The sequence below is a fragment of the Sporosarcina sp. P16b genome (assembly GCF_002743065.1).
In the GTDB taxonomy this organism is placed as follows: domain Bacteria; phylum Bacillota; class Bacilli; order Bacillales_A; family Planococcaceae; genus Sporosarcina.
Window position 1 is genome coordinate 96,280 of sequence record NZ_PDYO01000008.1, and the last position, 20,609, is coordinate 116,888.

At 43.2% G+C, this 20,609-nt stretch carries 21 protein-coding genes; 19 read left to right on the top strand and 2 right to left on the bottom strand.

The window, feature by feature from the left end:
* Positions 1 to 29 precede the first annotated feature (29 nt).
* The 10 genes from CSV77_RS11020 (at position 30) to CSV77_RS11070 (ending at position 8,850) form a co-directional block, all read left to right on the top strand.
* Positions 30 to 719, top strand: a complete 690-nt coding sequence (locus CSV77_RS11020) for a response regulator transcription factor (protein ID WP_099673460.1) — start codon at positions 30 to 32, stop codon at positions 717 to 719.
* Positions 720 to 875: 156 nt separating this feature from the next.
* The gene (locus tag CSV77_RS11030) at positions 876 to 3,074 is read left to right on the top strand and encodes a histidine kinase dimerization/phospho-acceptor domain-containing protein (protein WP_099673461.1); all 2,199 of its coding nucleotides are present in this window, start codon (positions 876 to 878) and stop codon (positions 3,072 to 3,074) included.
* Between the two features lie 148 nt (positions 3,075 to 3,222).
* Complete coding sequence (locus CSV77_RS11035; protein WP_099631974.1) at positions 3,223 to 3,585, top strand: hypothetical protein; 363 nt, start codon at positions 3,223 to 3,225, stop codon at positions 3,583 to 3,585.
* A 56-nt stretch (positions 3,586 to 3,641) separates the two neighbouring features.
* Positions 3,642 to 4,103, top strand: coding sequence for a DinB family protein (locus tag CSV77_RS11040; RefSeq protein WP_099631973.1), 462 nt, complete (start codon positions 3,642 to 3,644; stop codon positions 4,101 to 4,103).
* Positions 4,104 to 4,352: 249 nt separating this feature from the next.
* Positions 4,353 to 4,697, top strand: a complete 345-nt coding sequence (locus tag CSV77_RS11045) for a lmo0954 family membrane protein (protein WP_099673462.1) — start codon at positions 4,353 to 4,355, stop codon at positions 4,695 to 4,697.
* A gap of 15 nt (positions 4,698 to 4,712) precedes the next feature.
* Entirely contained in the window at positions 4,713 to 5,345 is a 633-nt protein-coding gene (locus CSV77_RS11050; protein WP_099673463.1) for a PspA/IM30 family protein, read from the top strand.
* 50 nt (positions 5,346 to 5,395) lie between these two features.
* Positions 5,396 to 6,097, top strand: a complete 702-nt coding sequence (gene liaF / locus CSV77_RS11055; protein ID WP_099673464.1) for a cell wall-active antibiotics response protein LiaF — start codon at positions 5,396 to 5,398, stop codon at positions 6,095 to 6,097.
* The gene (locus CSV77_RS11060) at positions 6,094 to 7,137 is read left to right on the top strand and encodes a sensor histidine kinase (RefSeq protein WP_099673465.1); all 1,044 of its coding nucleotides are present in this window, start codon (positions 6,094 to 6,096) and stop codon (positions 7,135 to 7,137) included. The genes liaF and CSV77_RS11060 overlap by 4 nt, the downstream gene beginning before the upstream one ends.
* On the top strand, positions 7,112 to 7,747 hold the full coding sequence (locus CSV77_RS11065; RefSeq protein ID WP_099631968.1) for a response regulator: 636 nt from the start codon (positions 7,112 to 7,114) through the stop codon (positions 7,745 to 7,747). Before CSV77_RS11060 ends, CSV77_RS11065 begins: the two co-directional genes overlap by 26 nt.
* Before the next feature lie 272 nt (positions 7,748 to 8,019).
* On the top strand, positions 8,020 to 8,850 hold the full coding sequence (locus CSV77_RS11070; protein ID WP_099673466.1) for an undecaprenyl-diphosphate phosphatase: 831 nt from the start codon (positions 8,020 to 8,022) through the stop codon (positions 8,848 to 8,850).
* Positions 8,851 to 9,227: 377 nt separating this feature from the next.
* Here the strand turns inward: CSV77_RS11070 and CSV77_RS11075 are convergent, their stop codons facing one another.
* On the bottom strand, positions 9,228 to 9,965 hold the full coding sequence (locus CSV77_RS11075; RefSeq protein WP_099673467.1) for an MBL fold metallo-hydrolase: 738 nt from the start codon (positions 9,963 to 9,965) through the stop codon (positions 9,228 to 9,230).
* Positions 9,966 to 10,367: 402 nt separating this feature from the next.
* On the opposite strand from CSV77_RS11075, the gene CSV77_RS11080 reads away from it, so the two are divergent.
* From CSV77_RS11080 to CSV77_RS11100, 5 genes are all read left to right on the top strand, one after another.
* Positions 10,368 to 11,564 carry a class I SAM-dependent rRNA methyltransferase gene (locus tag CSV77_RS11080; RefSeq protein WP_099631965.1) on the top strand — a complete coding sequence of 399 codons (1,197 nt, stop codon included), beginning with the start codon at positions 10,368 to 10,370 and terminating at the stop codon, positions 11,562 to 11,564.
* Positions 11,565 to 11,646: 82 nt separating this feature from the next.
* The gene (locus tag CSV77_RS11085) at positions 11,647 to 12,033 is read left to right on the top strand and encodes a hypothetical protein (protein WP_099673468.1); all 387 of its coding nucleotides are present in this window, start codon (positions 11,647 to 11,649) and stop codon (positions 12,031 to 12,033) included.
* 16 nt (positions 12,034 to 12,049) lie between these two features.
* Positions 12,050 to 12,544 (top strand): DUF1648 domain-containing protein, encoded by a 495-nt coding sequence (locus CSV77_RS11090; protein WP_099673469.1) that lies wholly within the window; start codon positions 12,050 to 12,052, stop codon positions 12,542 to 12,544.
* A 90-nt stretch (positions 12,545 to 12,634) separates the two neighbouring features.
* A complete protein-coding gene (locus tag CSV77_RS11095; RefSeq protein ID WP_099673470.1) occupies positions 12,635 to 14,365 on the top strand; it encodes a DUF2207 domain-containing protein in 1,731 nt (576 codons plus the stop codon).
* 23 nt (positions 14,366 to 14,388) lie between these two features.
* Positions 14,389 to 15,792 carry a cryptochrome/photolyase family protein gene (locus CSV77_RS11100; protein WP_158232064.1) on the top strand — a complete coding sequence of 468 codons (1,404 nt, stop codon included), beginning with the start codon at positions 14,389 to 14,391 and terminating at the stop codon, positions 15,790 to 15,792.
* Here CSV77_RS11100 and CSV77_RS11105 read toward each other — a convergent pair.
* A complete protein-coding gene (locus CSV77_RS11105; protein ID WP_158232065.1) occupies positions 15,789 to 16,670 on the bottom strand; it encodes a MerR family transcriptional regulator in 882 nt (293 codons plus the stop codon). The two genes, CSV77_RS11100 and CSV77_RS11105, sit on opposite strands and share 4 nt — an antisense overlap.
* A gap of 128 nt (positions 16,671 to 16,798) precedes the next feature.
* On the opposite strand from CSV77_RS11105, the gene CSV77_RS11110 reads away from it, so the two are divergent.
* From CSV77_RS11110 to CSV77_RS11125, 4 genes are all read left to right on the top strand, one after another.
* Positions 16,799 to 17,245, top strand: coding sequence for a hypothetical protein (locus CSV77_RS11110; RefSeq protein WP_099673473.1), 447 nt, complete (start codon positions 16,799 to 16,801; stop codon positions 17,243 to 17,245).
* A gap of 137 nt (positions 17,246 to 17,382) precedes the next feature.
* Positions 17,383 to 18,675, top strand: coding sequence for a globin-coupled sensor protein (locus CSV77_RS16930; protein WP_233212221.1), 1,293 nt, complete (start codon positions 17,383 to 17,385; stop codon positions 18,673 to 18,675).
* A gap of 16 nt (positions 18,676 to 18,691) precedes the next feature.
* The gene (locus CSV77_RS11120) at positions 18,692 to 19,762 is read left to right on the top strand and encodes an ABC transporter permease (RefSeq protein ID WP_099673475.1); all 1,071 of its coding nucleotides are present in this window, start codon (positions 18,692 to 18,694) and stop codon (positions 19,760 to 19,762) included.
* A gap of 3 nt (positions 19,763 to 19,765) precedes the next feature.
* Positions 19,766 to 20,464, top strand: a complete 699-nt coding sequence (locus CSV77_RS11125) for an ABC transporter ATP-binding protein (protein WP_099673476.1) — start codon at positions 19,766 to 19,768, stop codon at positions 20,462 to 20,464.
* The last annotated feature ends 145 nt before the right edge of the window (positions 20,465 to 20,609 follow it).

Here is a 20,609-nt window from a genome sequence, read left to right on the forward strand (position 1 = left end):
GAAGGTATTAGTGAGACGGGGTGACGTACATGGCAGATTTTACAGTGCTTGTAGCTGATGACGATAAAGAAATTCGTGAGGGAATTGAGATTTATTTGAAAAATGAAGGATATCGTGTATTGAAAGCGAAAGATGGGCAAGAAGCGTTGGAGTTGCTTTCATTGAATGAAATCCATTTATTAATTTTAGATATTATGATGCCGAATATGGATGGGATCACAGCAACGTTCAAGATACGAGAAGCGCAGAATATCCCGATTATTATGTTGAGTGCGAAAGTGGAAGACTCGGATAAAATCCACGGGTTATCAGTAGGTGCAGATGATTATGTCACGAAGCCATTCCATCCGCTTGAACTGATGGCTCGTGTGAAGTCACAACTTCGTCGGTATGTAATGCTCGGGACGTATGAAGGACAAAAAGTCATTGAAGTAAACGGACTGGTCCTGAACGAAGAGGAGAAGGAGCTGACGGTGGACGGGACACCCGTTCGGCTAACTCCGATTGAATTCAAAATTACGGAACTACTGATGAAACACCCAGGACGCGTATTTTCAATTAATGAAATATATGAACGTGTGTGGAATGAGCAAGCGTATAATGCAGAAAATATCGTAGCGGTGCATATCCGAAAGATTCGGGAGAAAATCGAAGCGGATCCTAAAAATCCGCGGTATGTGAAGGTGGTGTGGGGCGTTGGCTATAAGATCGAAAAATAGAAATGGCTTGGTTGGGTCGCTCATTGCGATTACGTTAGCTCTAGGAAGCCTAATGTACTGCGCCTCATTTACGGTTGATCTTTTCCTCGACGGATGGGAACGATTAAACCTGGCAGCCCATTACTTTGGACGAATTATTAGAGGAGGAACCGTGTGATGAACAAAACTATAAAATTGGCTATCTGGTCTGCACTCGTGACACTAGTACTGATCGCATTGCCGTCCATCATTCATTATGCTCCACAGCTTGTTGGCAAGTCGTTTACCGACCAAGAAGACTTTACCTATAGAATGGAACAAGTATACGATAATTTGTCGGCTACTGTACTCAATCCAATCGACTTGAAAAAAGCGGAGAAGGAATTAACGGTTTCACAGGATGAAATTGAAGAATACCGACAGCGATACGGTACACTTTCTGAACAGCTTGATACTATCCAGCAACAGTATACAGAACGAATTGCGGAAGCGAAAAGCGAGAAAAATGAAATGTTGCTATTGGCTCTAGTTAAAGAGCGAAATACGAAACTAGAAGAGATCCAAAAGAATTTTGATAGCGATAGTTATGTAGAAGACAAAATCCGTTCGGAAAAGGTAAAAGCTTTAGCTAGTCAAATTAGGGAGACAGAAAATAATCGAGAAATGAATATTCCCATTTCCTATGATCTCGTGAATGTTGAAACGGGTGAGCGATTTACGCGTGGAGATGTCGAGGTTACGTCACTCTTCCAACAACAATTTACTGAAGCAACAGGATATTTCAGAGCGAACTCAGCTGTGTATGACAATGGCTACTCTGATTATTCAATGGAACAAGGGTCGACGTTCACAGATGACAATGCGTTGGAAATTAGTAATCCCGCGCAATATTTCAAAGGAACAGTGATTATTCCATCAGATGCTACAGTGTCGGGGCAATTGGCTAAGGAAAACGATCAATTCATCCGTGGAAAATATATGATGTATGCCTTGTGGGTTCTCGGTGTGCTAGCGCTCGTGGCATTGTGTACAGTGATGAAGTTTCAGAAAGAATGGGTGCGGCAGCCAAGATTGGCCGCAACGTATTCACGCTGGAAAATAGATGTGAAAGTAGTTCTTTTGCTACTGACCGCATTTATTCTGGCTCTTTATTTCGAATCGACTATATTCAATATCTTTAATCAGTTTATGTACCTTAACTTGGGAATTATTAGTAATATGGCGGTCAGTTTCTTGCTGATTGGCGTACTATTTACCGCATTATTGGCGTTTCAGGCTGTTCATGTATTTATGCTATACCGCGAGCCTGGGCGGCTGATGAAAGATTGGCATGAAAGCTTCACGATGCAATTTGTTAAAGATAGTAGAGACACATTCAACAATCGTACGATGGGTGTACAGTTCTCGTTGGTACTGATGATCTTTTTCCTTGCCGGCGTAGGCTTGGTTGGGGGAGTTATGCACCCATCGCTTTTGATCATTTATGTTTTCTGTGTACTGTTTGTCGCACTACCGGCATTATTCATTTTCGTGAAAAAAGCAGCCTATTTGAATCGTATAGTGGCAGCAACGAATGATATGGCGGCGGGTCATCTGACGCAGGCGATACCGGTCAAAGGTACATCGCAGCTTGCGAAGCATGCAGCAAATTTGAATAATCTCCGCGAAGGTGTTCGCGTATCGATCAATGAACAAGCGAAAAGTGAGCGGTTAAAAACGGAGTTAATCACAAATGTCAGCCATGATTTGCGGACACCGCTTACTTCTATTATAACGTATACGGATTTACTGAAAGATGAGACGTTAACTGCAGAAGAACGTGCAAAATACATTGGCATTCTAGATCAGAAGTCACAGCGCTTGAAAACACTTATAGAAGATTTATTCGAAGTATCCAAAATGGCAAGCGGTAATTTAGAAATGGTGAAGCAACGTGTGGATTTGAATCAGCTAATCCAACAAGCATTGGCGGAGCATGCGGAAGAATTCATTGAGCAAGATTTGCATATTCGAACTACTTTACCAGAAGAACCCGTCTTTGCGATGGTAGATGGACAAAAGTGGTGGAGAGTACTTGATAATCTGTTCATCAATGTATGGAAGTACTCGTTGCCAGGTACGAGGGTGTATGTCAATCTTCAACAAGTGGGATCGAATGCGCGTATCGTGTTGAAAAACGTTGCACAATATGAACTTGGTGACACGACAGATGAATTATTCGAACGCTTTAAGCGGGGAGACACGTCCAGGCAAACGGAAGGTTCGGGTCTAGGAATGGCTATTGCTCAATCTATTGTCGAACTACATGGCGGCCGGATGGAAGTGGAGGTTGATGGAGATTTATTTAAAGTGACGATTGATGTCATAGGGGGGTAAATTGGCGTGGAGTGGGGTGGGAGAAAACTCCCATCTTACTCTTTTTTTGAAATTGAAAGAGGAATCAGTTTAGTTTATGGCGAATACGGGTATGTATAGAGAGTGCGGTCTATTGATTAGGGGCAGCATGAAAGGGAGGAATGGTTATATGACAATCGTTGACGGAAAGTATCCAAACAAAAAAGATCTTACGCCGAGAGTGGAAGAGATCAATGAGGAGAAGTGTGTGGTAGAAGGCGTAGTAGTACCAGATGAACTACCTCTTGCCGATCCAGCAGATTCTGATTCAAGTGTAGCATTTAGAGAAAATGCACAGGATGAAACGGGAGAACATAAACCTTCCGCTTATAGTCAAAATAAATCCCCAAGCCAAAACTATCATGATCTGACACCCGGTGAAAAATTCCCGTATGGAGATCAGGAAGAATATAATCGTGAATACAACCATGAAGCGCATGACCAGTGGAATGAGCATAAGAACATTAAAAAGCAAGAAGAGAATCCTTCATAATGTCAGCCTGCCTACGTGCAAGGCTGTTTTTTAGATTACAAGAGAGGGTGGAATGAATGGGTGCATTGCAACAATTCTCCATGGCGAGAGGTTATACATTAAGTCTTTGTAAACGAACGGACGAATCCGCGTGGGATTTTCAACCTAAGGGTTTTTCAAATACTGTGCGGTGGAATGTAGGACATATCTATTCATTGACTGAAGACTTTCTTCATCGCGCAATGAATGACTATCCAGTCGATAAGTTGGAATGGGCAGAATTCTTCGCGACGGGAACGAGTCCATCTACTTGGCCGAGTAGCGCTCCAACTGAAGAGGAATTGATCGCAGCGATGAAAGACCAAGGTAAGCGTATTTCAAAACTAACTGAACAACAGCTGACGCATCGATTGAGTACACCCCTTTCTATTGGTACGTTTATTACGATGGAAACTGTCGATGAAGTTCTTCAGTTTCTTACTTGGCACGAAGGTTTGCATGCCGGTGTGATTGATGGGCTGCTTAGAGCGAATAAATAATATCCGATATAGCCGTTTGGGAGATCATAATTGATTTCTTGAGCGGCTTTTTTGTGTTACTGGCCTATGTGGGTAAGGAAGTATAAACTTTTAGGTTTTTATACTGAAGAACGCAGATCAACGGCACCCTCTAAGTCGAGATTTACTCACACTCAGCCTTAAGTCTGAGTCAGAAATCCGCTATGGGACCGTCGGAGAAAGCGGGGATTCATTATAAACTAAGGGTACAAATGAAGGGAGGACATCCACATGAAGACACTTGGATTAGTTTTACTAGGCATTGTAGCAGGTTTAGCATTTGTGCTAAACGTAGGTCCAATCATTGCCTTAGCCATAACAGGAGCGATCGCGCTTGTCAGTTATCACTACTGGAGAAAGAGCCAGTCGATGTTCGCGAAAGTATTCTGGATGACGATTTTGATCATCAGTGTAATCAGTTCAATTTCTAATATTGGTGCATTCATCGGGATCATCGCATTGATTGGAGTCTATTACGTATACCGTAAATGGAAAGAACGCAAGGCAAACCCGAACGTTCTATCCAATGACCCGTTCACAAACTTTGAACGTCAATGGAATGAACTGACAAAATAAAAGGAGAGATGTAATATGAACGCATTTTGGCATAAACTAAAATATACGCTACAAGAAGATTTGAATAGTTTGATGGATAAGTCGCAAAAGAAAGAAAATCCACTTGAATTACTGAATCAGTATTTCTTAGAAGCACAAAAGCAAACAGCAGAAATCGGGAAGTTGCTTGAACGCCAAGGAAGATTGAAGGAAGAATTGGAAGCCGAATGTCAAGAAGCGAATTCGATGGCGATAAAACGTCGTCGTCAACTGGAACTTGCTGAAGTGGCAGGAGACGCAGAGTTGATTGCATTCGCGCAAGAAGAAGTAGAGGCATATGAAGGACGAGTTGCCCGCTTATCTGCGAGCATCCAAGACGCCACGCAAGAATTGCTGTCATTGGAACGGAAATTTGAAGAGATGAAGCATCGTGTGAAAGATATGCGTGTTCGTCAGTTGCAATTGATGGGCAAAGAGAATGTAACGCGTGCGCAGGAAAAAATGAATCGATTCGTCAAGCCAGATAGTTCGTTTTCAACACTGGACGACTTGCATTCGTACATCGAAAATCTTGGCGGTGGAACGAGATCGACGCAATCACACTCGTCAATGGAGCAACGTTTGGATTCATTAGAGAAATCTAACGCAAAATCTCAAGATATTGTGTAAACTATAAGAGGGAGCATCACGCTTCCTCTATCGAGAAGGGAGAGAATGAAATGGGTAAGAGGGATTCCACTAAAGTTTCGGTATATTTACTTGCTCTTTTGGCGATTGCTTTCGTCGAATCCATAGTGTTTTCAAACGGTAATTTCATCTTCCTCCTTCTCGGTTGGGGATTCCTCGATTATGGTTATCGAAAACGTGGAAAATGGACAGCGATCACAGGAATCGTCTTTATAGTGATTGCGCTTCTGACATTATGGAGTGTACGTCTGCTGATTTTAGCCATTGTTTTGTATATTATCATGAAATTATGGAAAGGTACGCCGGCCAATGAAGTCTTTGGCGATTTGCAAAAGCCTCGTGTTAGACGATCGCAAGGTATGTGGAGGAACCGCTTGTTTTCGGTCCAATCTACTCCATTCTCGACGTATGAGTGGGAAGATATTCATATGCAAGGGTTTTTCGGTGACGTGCATGTCGATGTGACGGATACGGTATTGCCTAGAGGCGCTTCCTTTATTTCGATTCGGCAAATCTTCGGTAAAGTTCGTATTGAACTGCCGTACGATATTCCGGTACGCATTCATTATGCCACGTTATACGGTGAAGCGAATATGTTAGGCAAAGTTCCACAGCAACTATTTAATGAAACTATACAAGAACATGACGGCTATGAAACGAAACGGCCGAATGATCCCGAGTTGATTATTTCAGTATTTACTTGGATCGGCGATGTGGAGGTGCGTAGAAAATGAAGGTAATCATTGGTCGCACCATTCTGTTGACGTTGACGTTTAGTGTGATCGTCGCGGTCTTTTTCTATTTGTTCATTGATGTATCTATCGCTGACTATCAGAGGTTGCTACTCGATACGGAAGCCGCGGATATGCCGTTGTTGGTCTGGTTGTTCACGACGATTTTCGTCATGAGTTTAGGAATTGCTAGCTGGATCAGCCTACACAGTAGGATGAAAGAGAATATCATTATCGGAAAACTACAGGATTTGTATGCTAAACAGCAGTTTACAAGCTCGAATAAAATGAAAAAACAAACGAATCGTTCCATTGAACAGTTATATGAAGTACTTGAAGCACAGCGAAACAGTTTGCGTAAGATTACCGACGAGCGTGTCGAGACACAAGATAAAATCATTCAGGAACGTATCGTTCAAGAACGCCAAAGGTTGGCGAGAGAACTGCATGATTCTGTGTCCCAACAATTGTTCGCGGCCTCCATGCTGTTGTCGGCACTTGCTGAACAAGCGGAAGAAGGACCAATCCGTAAGCCGTTACTGCAAGTGGAACGAATGGTTCAGCAGGCGCAATTAGAAATGCGGGCATTGCTTCTTCATTTACGTCCGGCGGCACTGCATAACCAGACGCTTGCCAAAGGTCTTGAAGAATTATTGAGTGAATTACAGGAAAAAGTGACGTTCGATATTACGCATCGCTTGGAAGATATCGAGCTATCTAAAGGTGCGGAAGATCATTTATTCCGGATTGTGCAAGAAACGTTGTCAAATACACTGCGTCACGCAAAGGCAACGGAAGTGGAAATTTTATTAATCGAACGGGATGGATTGGCGATTTTACGTGTGCAAGACAATGGCGTTGGATTTAAGCAGCATGACGGCAAAGGCGGTTCGTATGGTCTGCAGAATGTGAAGGAACGTGCGATTGAGATCGGTGGCAGTTGCAAGATTGTCTCGGTACCGTCTCAAGGAACGATCGTAGAAGTGAAATTACCGATTTTGAAAGGGGAGCTGGCGGATGATTCGAGTGCTGTTGGTAGATGATCATGAAATGGTGCGCATTGGCGTATCGACATATTTGCAGATGCAACCCGATATCGAAGTAATTGCGGAGGCGGAAAATGGTCAGATGGGCGTCGTGAAAGCACTGGATTTACGTCCGGATATTATTCTCATGGACATGGTCATGCCTGTTATGAATGGTGCTGAGGCGACGGCTGCGATTATCGCCAAATGGCCGGAAGCGAAGGTAATTATCGTCACTAGTTTCCTCGATGATGATAAATTATACCCTGCACTTGAAGCGGGAGCTGTCAGTTATATTTTGAAAACGTCCAACGCAAAGCGCGTGGCGGATGCTATTAGAGAAACTATGCAGGGACAAACCGTGCTTGAGCCGGAAGTGACATCTAAAATGATGATAAAAATGCGCAGTGGCCAGACGCATGCCTTGCATGAAGACTTAACCGATCGCGAGCTCGAAGTCTTATTATTATTGGCTAAGGGTAAATCTAATCAGGAAATTGCGGATGAACTATTCATTGCGTTAAAAACTGTGAAAACTCACGTCAGTAATCTATTATCCAAATTAGAAGTCCAAGACCGCACTCAAGCGGTTATTTATGCGTTTCAAAATAAATTAACGGATTACTAGTCTACAAGTATAAGCCGCGGCATATCAATAGATCAATGATAAAACTGTGGATAAACAACGATAAAAATTAGAATAGTCTGAAGTTATGCACTTCTCCACAATCTATCCACGTACTATGTGCATAAGTATTCCGTTATATGTGAAAACAAAATGTATGCACATGTGGATAAAAATATTCTGCCGGAAACTTATCCACTGTTTGTTACGTCATGGTAGACTGGATAAAAGAAAATAGAATAGCAGAAGGGGAGCCTTCGCGGAAAGAGAGTCATATGGAATTATTTGATTTAATTAAAGCGCTAATTTTAGGATTCGTAGAAGGAATGACGGAATTCGCGCCCGTTTCTTCGACAGGTCATTTGATTATTGTCGATGATATGTGGCTGAAGACGGAAGAATTCCTTGGGAAATATCCTGCGATTACATTTAAGATAGTAATTCAACTCGGTTCAATTTTGGCTGTTGTCGTAGTATTTTGGAAGCGGTTATTTAGTTTAGTCGGTTTGTATAAAGTAGATAGCGGAGTCAAGATGAGCGAGCGTTTCAATTTATTACACGTAATCGTTGGGATGTTACCCGCTGTTATTTTCGGTTTTGCATTTAAAGACTTGATTGATGATTACTTATTCGGCGTGGAAACCGTTATTTTTGCGTTAGTTGCAGGAGCGGTGCTGATGATTGCTGCGGATAAGTTTGGGCCGAAAAATCCACGTGTACAGACGCTGGATCAAATTACATATAAACAGGCGTTTACAGTTGGACTGGTTCAGTGTTTGTCGTTGTGGCCTGGATTTTCACGATCGGGTGCGACGATTTCAGGTGGTGTATTGTTCGGGATGAATCACCGGACGGCTGCTGATTTCACATTCATCATGGCGGTTCCGATTATGATGGGTGCAAGTCTGGTGTCGGTGTTGAAGAACTGGGAGTATATGTCGATGGACGACTTAGGATTTTACGTGGTTGGGTTCTTGAGTGCGTTTGTGTTTGCGCTGATTTCAATTCGTTTCTTTTTGACGTTGATTTCGAAAGTCAAGTTGATGCCATTTGCGATTTATCGTCTCGTGTTGGCAGCGATCTTGGCCGTGATTGTGTTTTTATAAGAAGTGAGACGACCTTTGCGGGATGTGCAGAGGTCGTTTTTTGTGGAATGAAATAGGATAGGTTGACGGGGATAGAGGAGGGGATTTGCGCTTCGGAGGGGGCGCTTTCCTGCGGGCATGGCTTGAGCCTCCTCGTCCGCTTCGCTACCTGCGGGGTCTCAAGGCTCATGCTCATAACGCTTCGCTTTTAATCGCAGAAGTAATTGCTATTCCCGCGGGAGTCGCCCCTCCTACGCTCCAATCCCCAGCAATATGATTGGGAAATACTTATCAAAGTTCCTTGAAGTTTATGTTGTAATTGTTTCTGTATTTTAATTTAGTTAATTTAAAAGACCGTAATAACTCACCCTCATACTCACCAGTTTACTGTTCTGGCTTTAAATTACTGTATACCTTTTTCCTACTTCTGCAATTTCCACCAAACCGCTGAACGTTTTCTCCGCTTCATTCAATATCTCATTAATATCACCATGATGTGGCAGATGGGTGAGGACGAGTTGTCCCACGTCTGCTTGTCGCGCCAGTGTTCCTGCTTGGCTACCTGTTAGGTGACCTGGTGATTTGCCCAGGTGTTCTTCGTATAGATTGGCCTCGCAGAATACGATGTCGGCATGTTGCGAGAATGCCACGAGCTTGTCGCACCATTCCGTATCGGCAGTGAAAACCACGGACTTGCCTTCAACCGTAAACTTCATTGCGAGGCAGTAGACAGGATGGATGGTTGGACAGAATGTTACGGTAAATGGGCCGATTTGGATGGATTGATTTTCTTGAATTTCGATACCTTGTGTTTGCTCTTTATACGTCAACTTCGCAAACTGTTCTTCGTCCTGCGCGTGCCCGTAAATAGGCAGTGGTGGGGAAGGGTGTCCAAGGTAGTACTGAATCAACCGGCTATATTGCAAGCTTCCTATGTCCGCGATATGATCTGCGTGATAGTGGCTGATGACGACTGCGTCGAGCTGGTTGAGTGTGATGTAATTTTGCAAGGAAGATAGAACGCCACTGCCACAGTCGAACAGGCAATGGAATCCTTCGTGCTCAATGAGAAATGAAGAGGTGGCGCTGTTCGCTTTCGGGTAGCCTCCCCAGATGCCTAAAGGGATGATGTTCATTTGAATTCCTCCTGTATGGGTATTTTAGTACTTTCATTGTAAGTGAAAGGTTAGTAAAAGTCGTAAAAATAGATTTTTTGAGTTGCCGACTCTAAGCGCCTCCTTCCACTTTTGGTTCATCTAGTTGCAGCGGCTAGGATCTCGGGTCATAAGCCGTGCTGGTCGTGAGGCAAAGAGCGCCTCAAGTCCAGCCCGTCTTATGCCTGTCGATCCTGACGAGCCGCTTTCACTTTTGGTTCATCTAGTTGCAGGTGGCAGAGTCTCGGGTCATAAGTCAAAGCTGCTGTGCTGCAAAGAGCGCCGCTTCGCATCTTCGTCTTATGCCTGCCGACTCTAAACGCCACCTTTCACTTTTGGTTCATCCATGCGATAATAGAGAAAATACACTTTGAGGATGACGATATGAGTAAATTAGTTGAAATACAGTTAAATGCACAGGGCACGGTGGCTTTGAAGAAGGGATATCCTTTGATTTTGAAGGATGCTGTGATGACTAGCGAGATTCAGGCGAAGGAAGGTAGTTTGATTCGTTTGACGGATCGCTACCATAAATATTTGGCTACGGGTTATTATGGAATACAAAATAAAGGAATCGGCTGGGTGCTGACTTCGAATGAAAAAGAAGAGATTGACTTTGATTTCTTCGATCAAAAAATGGCGACTGCCTTTGAGCGTCGTGCGTCGTATGCTAACGATCCAGATACAACGGCTTACCGTTTATTTAATGGGGAAGGCGATGGAATCGGTGGGTTGACGATCGATTATTTTGATGGCTATTATATGGTCAGCTGGTACAGTGAAGGTATTTATGCGTTCCGTCACCACGTCTATAATGTTCTGGATAAGCGTGGGGAATATAAAGCGGTGTATGAAAAGAAACGTTTTGATTCGAAGGGGCAGTATGTCGAGCAGGATGATTTTGTAAAAGGAACGCCTGGTGATTTTCCGATTATTGTTAAGGAGAACGGCATGAACTTTGCAATTGATTTGAATGATGGCGCGATGACTGGAGTTTTCCTTGATCAGCGCGATGTACGTGAGGCGATTCGGGACAAGTATTCAGAAGGTCGCGAAGTGTTGAATACGTTTTCGTATACAGGAGCGTTTTCGGTTGCAGCTGTTTTAGGTGGAGCGAAGAAAACGACGAATGTGGATTTGGCGAAGCGTAGTGTCGCAAAGACAATCGAGCAATTCAGTGTCAACGGTATCGATTATGAGCAACAAGATATTAAAGTGATGGATGTCTTTGACTATTTCCGTTACGCGAAGCGTCATGACATGAAATTCGGACTAGTCGTGCTGGATCCACCGAGCTTTGCGCGTTCGAAGAAGTATACATTTAGTACAGCAAAGGATTATCCTATGTTGATGAAAGAAGCGATTGCGGTTACGGAGAAAAACGGCATTATCGTCGCTTCCACAAATAATGCGAGCTTCAGTATGAAGAAGTTCAAAGGCTTCATTGAGCAAGCTTTCAAAGAGACAGATATGCGTTATAAAGTACTGGAAGAATCCACATTACCTAGGGACTTCCGTACGCCACGGGACTATCCTGAATTTAACTATTTAAAAGTAGTGATTGTGCAGAAGTTACGTTAATTCGTCACAAAAAGTAGGGTGACAATGTCAATATTTCCTAGTACGATGGATTCAATGAAGTCGTGAAACGGGAGGTAAACATATGAAGCAAGTACTTGCGCTGATGGCCGTGGTGTCTGCTTTGGTACTAACTGGCTGTTCCAATGCATATAGTCAAGAAGACGGCTACCGCATGGCCATCATCAATCAAGGATTCCCTGTTCCGAAAGAAGCGTATGAAGTAAAAGCAGAAGATTGCATAGGGGAGATTTCTAAATCAGCGAAATATAAGTTGAAGGGAATCGGTGACTCGGAAGGCAATCCGCCAGATCATTATTTGCGTACTATTGAAGAATGGGGCTGGACGGAAATGGTGGAAGACCGCAGAGGATCTATCCATTTCTATGAGAAGCAAGGCAAGATCATGTCGCTCAATATTCGAGAGAACGTTTTTGATGTATTTGAAATGACGAGTGCAACGGAATCATAAATAAGGTGGCGAGAGTATGGAGACGAAAAAACCGAAGCTAGACATAAAGAAGCCTGCGGTTGCAAAAGCGTTCGATGTGTTGGTGATCGCTTTATTCGCTGCTGCTCTCGTCTATTTACTATTGCAGTGGAATCAATTGCCTGATCGTATTCCTGCGCATTTTGGAGCGAATGGGGAAGTGGACCGTTATGGTTCGAAAATAGAATTACTGCTGTTGTCAGTCATTGGCGTCGTTATGTGGGTAGGTTTATGGATAGTGGAGAAGTATCCGTATATGTTTAACTACATGAATTTGCGTCCTGACAATGTAGAAATCCAGTACCGCTATGGCGTGCTATTCATGAATGTCATCAAAAACCTTTCTACATTAGTAGTGATCTTTCTACTATGGCAGTCTGTCGATATCGCTTTGGCTCGAATCGGTTCATTGAACGCGCCTATCCTCATCACGCTACTTGTACTACTCTTCAGTGCGATAGGTGTTTATTTTTATAAAGTACTGAAATTATAGCCATGCCTGAATTGTATTTCTAAAATTCTGCCAATAAATGAATCTATTGATCACCTCCTATCGTATACTCATGATAAGAGGTGATTTTTTGTGAAATGGAAACTGTTACTTGTCACTTTACTAGCTTTCCTTGTTCTGCCGACGACAGTAGGGGCTGTAGATTTCAGCATTTCGGACGTAAAAATCAATGCACAATTGGAAACGGATGGCACCGTCCGGGTAACGGAACAGCATACCTATAATTTTGACAGCGAATTTAACGGGATTATTCGAGAAATTCAACCGAAACGAGGAGCTTCGATTGAGGAGTTTAAAGCCTTTGAAAAGGGTAAAGAGTTAAGGATTGAGAAGCGTAACTCGGAATATCGTGTATATCGCAAAGGAGACAGCGAAGTCATTGTCTTCGATTTGCAGTACACCATTAGAAATGGAATGGAAAAGTATGCAGATGGCGCGCAGTTTTACTGGCCATTTTTCGATCGCCGTAATGAAACTGATTATGGCAATATGACGATTACGATCGTGCCTCCTAGTAAAGCGTCTGACGTGATGTTCATCGGCTATGAAAGTGCGGAAGAAACAGGGAAAGTGCAACCGGATGGAACGGTCATATTTGCATTAGGGGAAGTCCGTGCGGGAGACAATGGGGATATTCGCGTGGTCTATGAGCCGACTTTATTTCCAGCAATGACCGCAGTAAATGGCGACATCCGTTCGACAGTGAAGAAGGATCAGGAAATAGCGGCTATGCTTCGGCAGGAGTTCATTGAGAACCAAAAGATTGTGGGCACTGTAGGTGGTGTGAGTGCAACGGCAGGTATTCTGGGCGTCGGTTTGATTGCATTTTTTGCGAATGCTAGGAGAAAAAGATATGTGAAGGAAGCGCACTATCAAATGGAATTGAATGGTTTCTACGTTCCAGTGAATGATATGAGTTTACCGGCAGTACTTCTCTTCAAGAATGGTGTAGCCTCGGTTGAGCTGATGTCTGCAGCACTACTTGATCTCGTTCGAAAAGGACATGTGAAACAAGTATCCGACGAGGAATTTGAGTTGGTCGATGCGAACGTCAAATTAGAACATGAGAAGGCATTGATTCAGCTGTTATTTTTCCAAATCGGCCATGATAAAAAATTCACATTGAATGAGTTGAAAAGTTACACAAAAGAAAAGAAGAATTATCAAGCATTTGATAAGAAGTTTAGCTTGTGGAAGGATCTTTTACAAGCAGAATTGAATCAATTTGAAGTGAAGGTCAAGACTACGAAAGAACGCATGATCCTGAGTTTGATCGGTGTGCTTGGAATCGGATTCGTCATCTCCTTTGTCTATTATGAATTGTATGTGCAACTAGTCATAGTGGCGATGTTGACTTTGGTTGCATTCGGATTCGCATTGTTCTACAGTCCGTACAATTATGAGGGGGCGCTACTGAGACAAGAATGGGAGCGAGTGGATCAATGGATACGAGAACTACATACGGAAAAATGGGAAGGCTTATCGCTTGATGATCGATTTCGTGTGTTGATTTATGGAGTCGGTGTGAAGCATCCTGAACTGGACGCGTATTATAAGGATTTCGCCAGTGTCCAGAAGCAACTTGATCAAAATCGCACTCGTTATGATGAAAGATATCGACAGGATACGGAGGACGTTCAGTACGGAAACGCCTATTACGGAGGCGTTGTCTATAATCCTATGTTCCTCGCCGGTTCTTTCAATCAAGCATCGGCCAATGTATCACACAACGCTCCGAGCAGTGATAGTAGTAGCAGTGGAGGCGGAACGGGTGGTGGAGGCGGTGGATCAGGTGCGTTTTAAGATAAGTAAAAGGAGTGAATAGAGTGGGTAAGACAATAGTTTGGTTCCGAAAAGATTTGCGTTTGCATGATCATCCAGCATTGGTGGAAGCGGCAGCACATGGTGAAGTATTGCCCGTCCTCATTTTGCCGGAAGCACGCCACGCAGCATCTGATTGGTGGTTGCATCACAGTTTGCTGGAAATAATCGAGCGCTTTGCGGAGCAGCAAATTCAGTTCGTGATCAGACAAGGACATCCTGTTGAACAGCTGATGAAGTTGCTGGATGAAAGCGGAGCCGATCAACTTGTGTTCAATGAATTATATGATCCGAAAAGTCGTGAAGTGGAACGTGGAGTAGCAGAGGCTTGTGAGAAAAGGCGTGTTCAAATGCGTTCATTCCAAGGGTCACTACTCGTTGCACCGGATGCGATTTTCAATAAAACCAATCAGCCATATAAAGTATTTACGCCGTTTTGGAAGCGGCTCCGCCAAGAACGAATTGCGACACCGCTCGCAACTCCTGAACTCGTACCGTCTACTGGTAAACTACAATCATTGTCTTCAGAGGAATGGGGACTATTATCGGATGAACCTTGGTATAACAAGTTTGCAACTTATTGGCAACCTGGGGAAAAAGCTGCGATGGACTGTTGGGAAACGTTTCGAGACGGTGGGTTGTGCGATTATTTAGTGGGACGAGATCTCCCTGCGCAATCTAGTGTTTCGCGTATGTCGCCTTACTTGGCTTGGGGGAATGTTAGCGTACGTTCGCTATGGCATGGTGCATTAGCTGCGGCGGAAGACGTCGGTGATCGGCAAGTGGAAGCTTTTATTCGGCAATTGGCGTGGCGGGATTTCGATAATTACCAGCTACTGTACTTTCCGGAAATGTTGACGAAACCTGTGCGACCGGAGTTTGAACAGTTCCCGTGGCAACCTGCCGACGCTCAGCTGGAAGCTTGGAAAACAGGGCGTACCGGTTATCCGTTAGTCGATGCCGGGATGCGTGAATTATGGGAAACAGGCTATATGCATAACCGTGTGCGAATGGTCGTAGCTTCTTTTTTGATCAAACATTTATTGATTGACTGGCGAGAGGGCATGGCGTGGTTTGAAGAGACGTTGCTCGACTTGGATCTAGCGAACAATGCGATGGGATGGCAATGGGTGGCGGGCAGTGGTTTTGATGCGTCGCCGTACTTTAGAGTGTTTAATCCCATTCTTCAGGCGAAAAAATTCGATGAAGATGCGCGCTATATAAAAAAATGGCTGCCCGAGTTGGGGGACATGCCAGTAAACTATGTATTTCAACCAGCAGACGCACCGGTTGATGTGCTGGAATCAGCAGGCGTTACGATTGGTACATCCTATCCGGCTCCGATTGTTGACCATCAAGCTGCCCGTGCATGCGCATTGGCAGCGTATGATACATGCAAAAATTTTTAAATGTCCTCAATTGATTCAAGTAGATGAATATGTTGTAGCTGTAGCCGATCCGCCCAAATGAACGATCCGTATCCACCTAAATAAAATTCGGTATGAGGGTGTTGGCCTGCAAACTCGTCCAATTCTTGTATTGTCTGCGGACTCTCTTCAAACGGAAATGTAGTCGACGCTGACAATAACACTTTGACCGGCTTGATTTTTTCTATAAGAGACTGAATAGCGCCAGGAGCAGGTAATGATCCAATCATCGCCGTACGCCAGCCTTTTAGCATCAGTTGCAGTAAAAAAATATGCACCGGAATTTCATGTGATTCATTCGGGAGACATGCGCCGAGCAATAGGGGCGAGTCTTCCCGGTATTGGAAGTTGCGCCGTAGTTGGACGAGTTGATCTCGTACGACCAGACTTGACAAGGCTTCCTGATATTCATCCCACTCTCCACTTGCCCAGTGATCACCTATTTCCTTCAAAAATGGAATGACGATTTGCTGGAGATAGTGTTCAAGTCCTAACCGATGATAGGCGGCTTGCAAGGAAAAGTTTAATTCTAATTCATCACAATTTTTACCGTGGCGCAATAAGTCGCTCAATATATCTTCTATAAAGGTATTTTCGGGATTCGATGGGAAAATGGAGTTTTTCTGGGATTTCGCCATCTCGGCTGCTTGTGAGAGCGCAAAACCATCCTCTGCATAACGTTTCATCAGCAAAAATAACCGAATATCTTCATCGTGATATACCCGATAGCCATTATCTAGTCGCTGTGGAATCACGATATCATAGCGTTCTTCCCACTTCCTCAAGACTTGCCTCGACAAACCTGTTTGCTCCGCAACTTGTTTAATTGTATACGTAGGGGTTTCAGATGACGGCTTCAAAATAATCAACCTTTCATTTTACTATAATTAGCGATCATACTTCGCCCAGTTCTATATGTTTAACATTATACATAGGTTTGACAATGTAAGTCAAACCTGCTATTTTTACATAGTGGGAAGGTGTCTAAATGAAAACGACATATATAGTACAAGGTACATGGATTGGTATCATAACGGGTGTTTTTCTCGCTATTTTCTTCAAAATCATACAGTCGATTACAGGTCACAAGGTCTATACTTTGTTATTGAATGTGGATTACATACCCATCGTAAAAGAATATGTATTTCCAGAAGTAATAGAAGTGTTTTTCCATCTGATTGTTTCAGTTATTCTTTGTATCATACTGGTGATTCTGTATGACAAGAGTAGTGGTTTCATTCGTCATCATGCGGTATTGTTCCCTTTTCTAGTGAATAGTATTATCGGGTTATTACTGTATCCGACGACTTCATTTTCTGATCGTACGCCAAGTGTCACAAATATCATTTCTTTGTCCTGGTGGCTCGTCGGACACGCTGTATATGGTTTCTTCGTAGGGATTTTGATTAGCAGGAAATCAAAAAATATAAAATAGGTCTATTCCGGTCAATTATTCTAGTATATATGGATAGACTATTGTATAATCAACTAACAATAACATTGTACAAAGCGTGGACATTGGAGAAAGCGGTAGTTTGTCCGTGTCAATTGAAGATAAAGGAGAATTTCAATATGTGGATCACTAAAAAACACAAGGCCCAATCATTAGTCCGCCCTATTTCCACTACCCCTGTCAAATTGCAAGTTCCTACCAAAGAAATTCAATTACAGTTAGATGCTATTCAGTTAAGGGAGCGGGATTTACAACTTTTACGCGCGTTAAAAGATCCAATGAATGACCGGATTGATGAAATTGTAGAAGCCTTTTATTCTAGTGTCACAGCAGTTCCTAAATTGTCCCAGATGATTAAAAAGTATACTACGACCGATTATTTACGCAAGACGCTAACTGTACATCTCGCGGGATTATTCGATGGTGTGATTGATGAAGCCTATTTACTCAATCGCAGTAAAGTAGCGGGTGCTCATGTGCGTATAGGCTTGGAACCTAAATGGTATATAGCGGCTTTTCAAAACTTGCATGCAACGATGCTCGATATATTATTTGATTTAGAATTGGACCGTGCAGAAGAACGTGAGATGATCGTAGCGTTAAGTAAGATTTTGAATTTCGAAAAGCAATTGGTTCTTGAGGCGTTCGAGAAGAGTACGAATGATGCAATTCATGCAAATCAGCAAGAAGTAAAAGATAGCGTCAAGCAACAAATTGGAAGTATTGCGCTTGAGATTGAAGAGAAGTCCGAGTCCACATATGCGGTAGTCAATGATTTAATCGAGCAATCTACTACACTCGAAGGAAAAATTCAGGAGAGTATTGTCCGTTCCGAAACGTCAGTCCATCAAGCACAGTCTGGAATTAAACAGATGTCACAGATGGTGATTACTTCGGAGACGATTGTCAAGGAAACGAAAGGCATGGCGGCATTGATTGAAGAATTAAACCGCGCATCCATTCAAATTGAAGAAGTCGTTCAACTAGTGAAAAATATTGCGGATCAGACCAACCTTTTGGCACTGAACTCTGCAATTGAAGCGGCACGTGCAGGTGTTCACGGAAAAGGTTTTGCGGTTGTTGCGGATGAAGTCCGAAACCTAGCTGATCAGACGAAACGGTCGACAGATAATATTGCACAACTCGTCGCGCAATCGAAGGCGAAGACGCGAGCTGTTCATGATGCGATAGATACTGTCACGAAGTATGCCGATATGGGCATGAAAGAAACGGAAACAACTAGAGAGACATTCCAGAACATAACTGAGACGGTTCATTTGACCATAGACGATATCCAGCATTTTTCAGACCATATGATAAATTTGCAAAGCGTCATTACATCAATTGGCGGCGTATCGAAGGAAGTTGTATCCACTTCTTATGAGTTGGAAGAAGCGATAAATGTCCTATAAAAGGAAGTGAGAATGAATGTTTTTAGCATGGAGCGAAATCAAAAAGAATAAATTACGATTTTTACTCATCACATCGATTTTACTATTGGTGTCATTCCTCGTGTTCTTCCTATCCGGACTGGCAAATGGATTAGCCAGCATGAACAGAGAAGCGATCGACTCGTGGAAAGTCGATGCAGTTCTTCTGACAGAGGAATCCGATAAGAGTTTGTATGAGTCGGCACTTGACAAGAAAATAGCCGATGAACTGGATGCGAAAGAAACGGCTGTTGTTAGCCAAATGGGCGCCATCGCAAACAATGGTGATACCAAACAAAATGTCATGCTCTTCGGTATAGATAGAGAAGAGTTCATCAAGCCTGAAGTTAGTGAAGGGGACCCGACATTTTACGTTCAAAACGGTGTCGTGGCATCTGATGTGCTAAAAGATGAAGGCTTTAAAATAGGGGATACGCTCGAGTTATCCTCAACAGACACGAAACTGACGATTGTCGGCTTCACGGAAAAAGCTCGTTTTAATGCGTCGCCTATTCTCTATATGAAGTTAAATGATATGCAGAAAATTAAATATGGTGACGCCTATACAATGAATAAAGACTTGGTTAACGCAATTGTCATTAGAGACAAAGACTGGGCTACACTTTCCTTGCCAGACAATACGGAAATTATTGAAACGGAAACATTTATCGAGAATCTACCGGGTTATACGGAGCAGAATTTGACGTTGACGTATATGATTTACTTCCTATTCGTCATTTCAGCGGCAATCGTTGCCATTTTCCTGTACGTATTGACTGTCCAGAAAATCAGCATGTTCGGTCTGATGAAAGCGCAGGGGATTTCCAGCGCTTATTTGGCAAGATCCGTTATCGCACAGACATTCATTCTCGCGTTGATCGGGGTAGTCCTAGCATTTGGACTGACGTTGCTTGCGGGAAGCTTCCTGCCAAATGCAGTTCCTATCATGTTTGATATACCTACCATGATCATTTATGGGGTGGTCTTAATAGTAGTGGCAATTCTCGGGGCTGTCATTTCGGTTTGGACGATTATTCGAATTGATCCGCTCGAAGCGATAGGGGGGTAAACGATGGTACTGGAACTACGAAATGCGAAAAAGACGTTCGGTGAAGGCAATACGCTCGTTGAAGCGATGAAGGAAACCAATTTCTTAGTTGAACGTGGAGAATTGGTCGCGGTTATCGGTCCGTCAGGTTCAGGTAAAAGTACGTTCCTGACGGTGGCTGGCGCTCTGCAAACACCAAGCGAAGGCGAAGTCATCATTAACGGTAAAGAATTATCGCAGCTAAATGAAAAGCAACGTTCAAAAATCCGTTTGCAGGAAATCGGGTTTATATTGCAAGCTTCCAACCTTGTGCCGTTCCTAACTGTTGATCAGCAGCTTGAATTGCTAAATAAAGTGAAGAAAGACAATATGACCAAAGATGAGCAACGTAAGTTATATGAAGATTTAGGTATTACCAAGTTGCGTAAGAATTATCCATCTGATTTATCGGGCGGTGAGCGACAACGTGTGGCGATTGCGAAAGCATTGTTCAGCAAGCCAGCGATTCTTTTGGCGGATGAGCCTACCGCTTCACTCGATTCGGATCGGGCGTTTGAGGTGATGGAGTTGTTGCGTAATGAAACGAAGTCGAATCAGACAGCGACCATCGTCGTGACACATGATATACGATTGATTCGATACGTGGATAAGGTGTACAAGATGACGGATGGTGTGTTGAAGTTGGAGAGTTCGGCTGAGATGGCATTGGATTCGACGGAATAAGCGAGGGTTGAATAAATAATGAAATAAACGCTTCGGAAAGCTGTTTTATGGCTTTCTGAAGCGTTTTTTTATTGGAGGATTTATTGGGTATGCTCATAAAATTGGACGGAGCGCTCTATTGAACGTGTTCATCGCTCATAGTCCA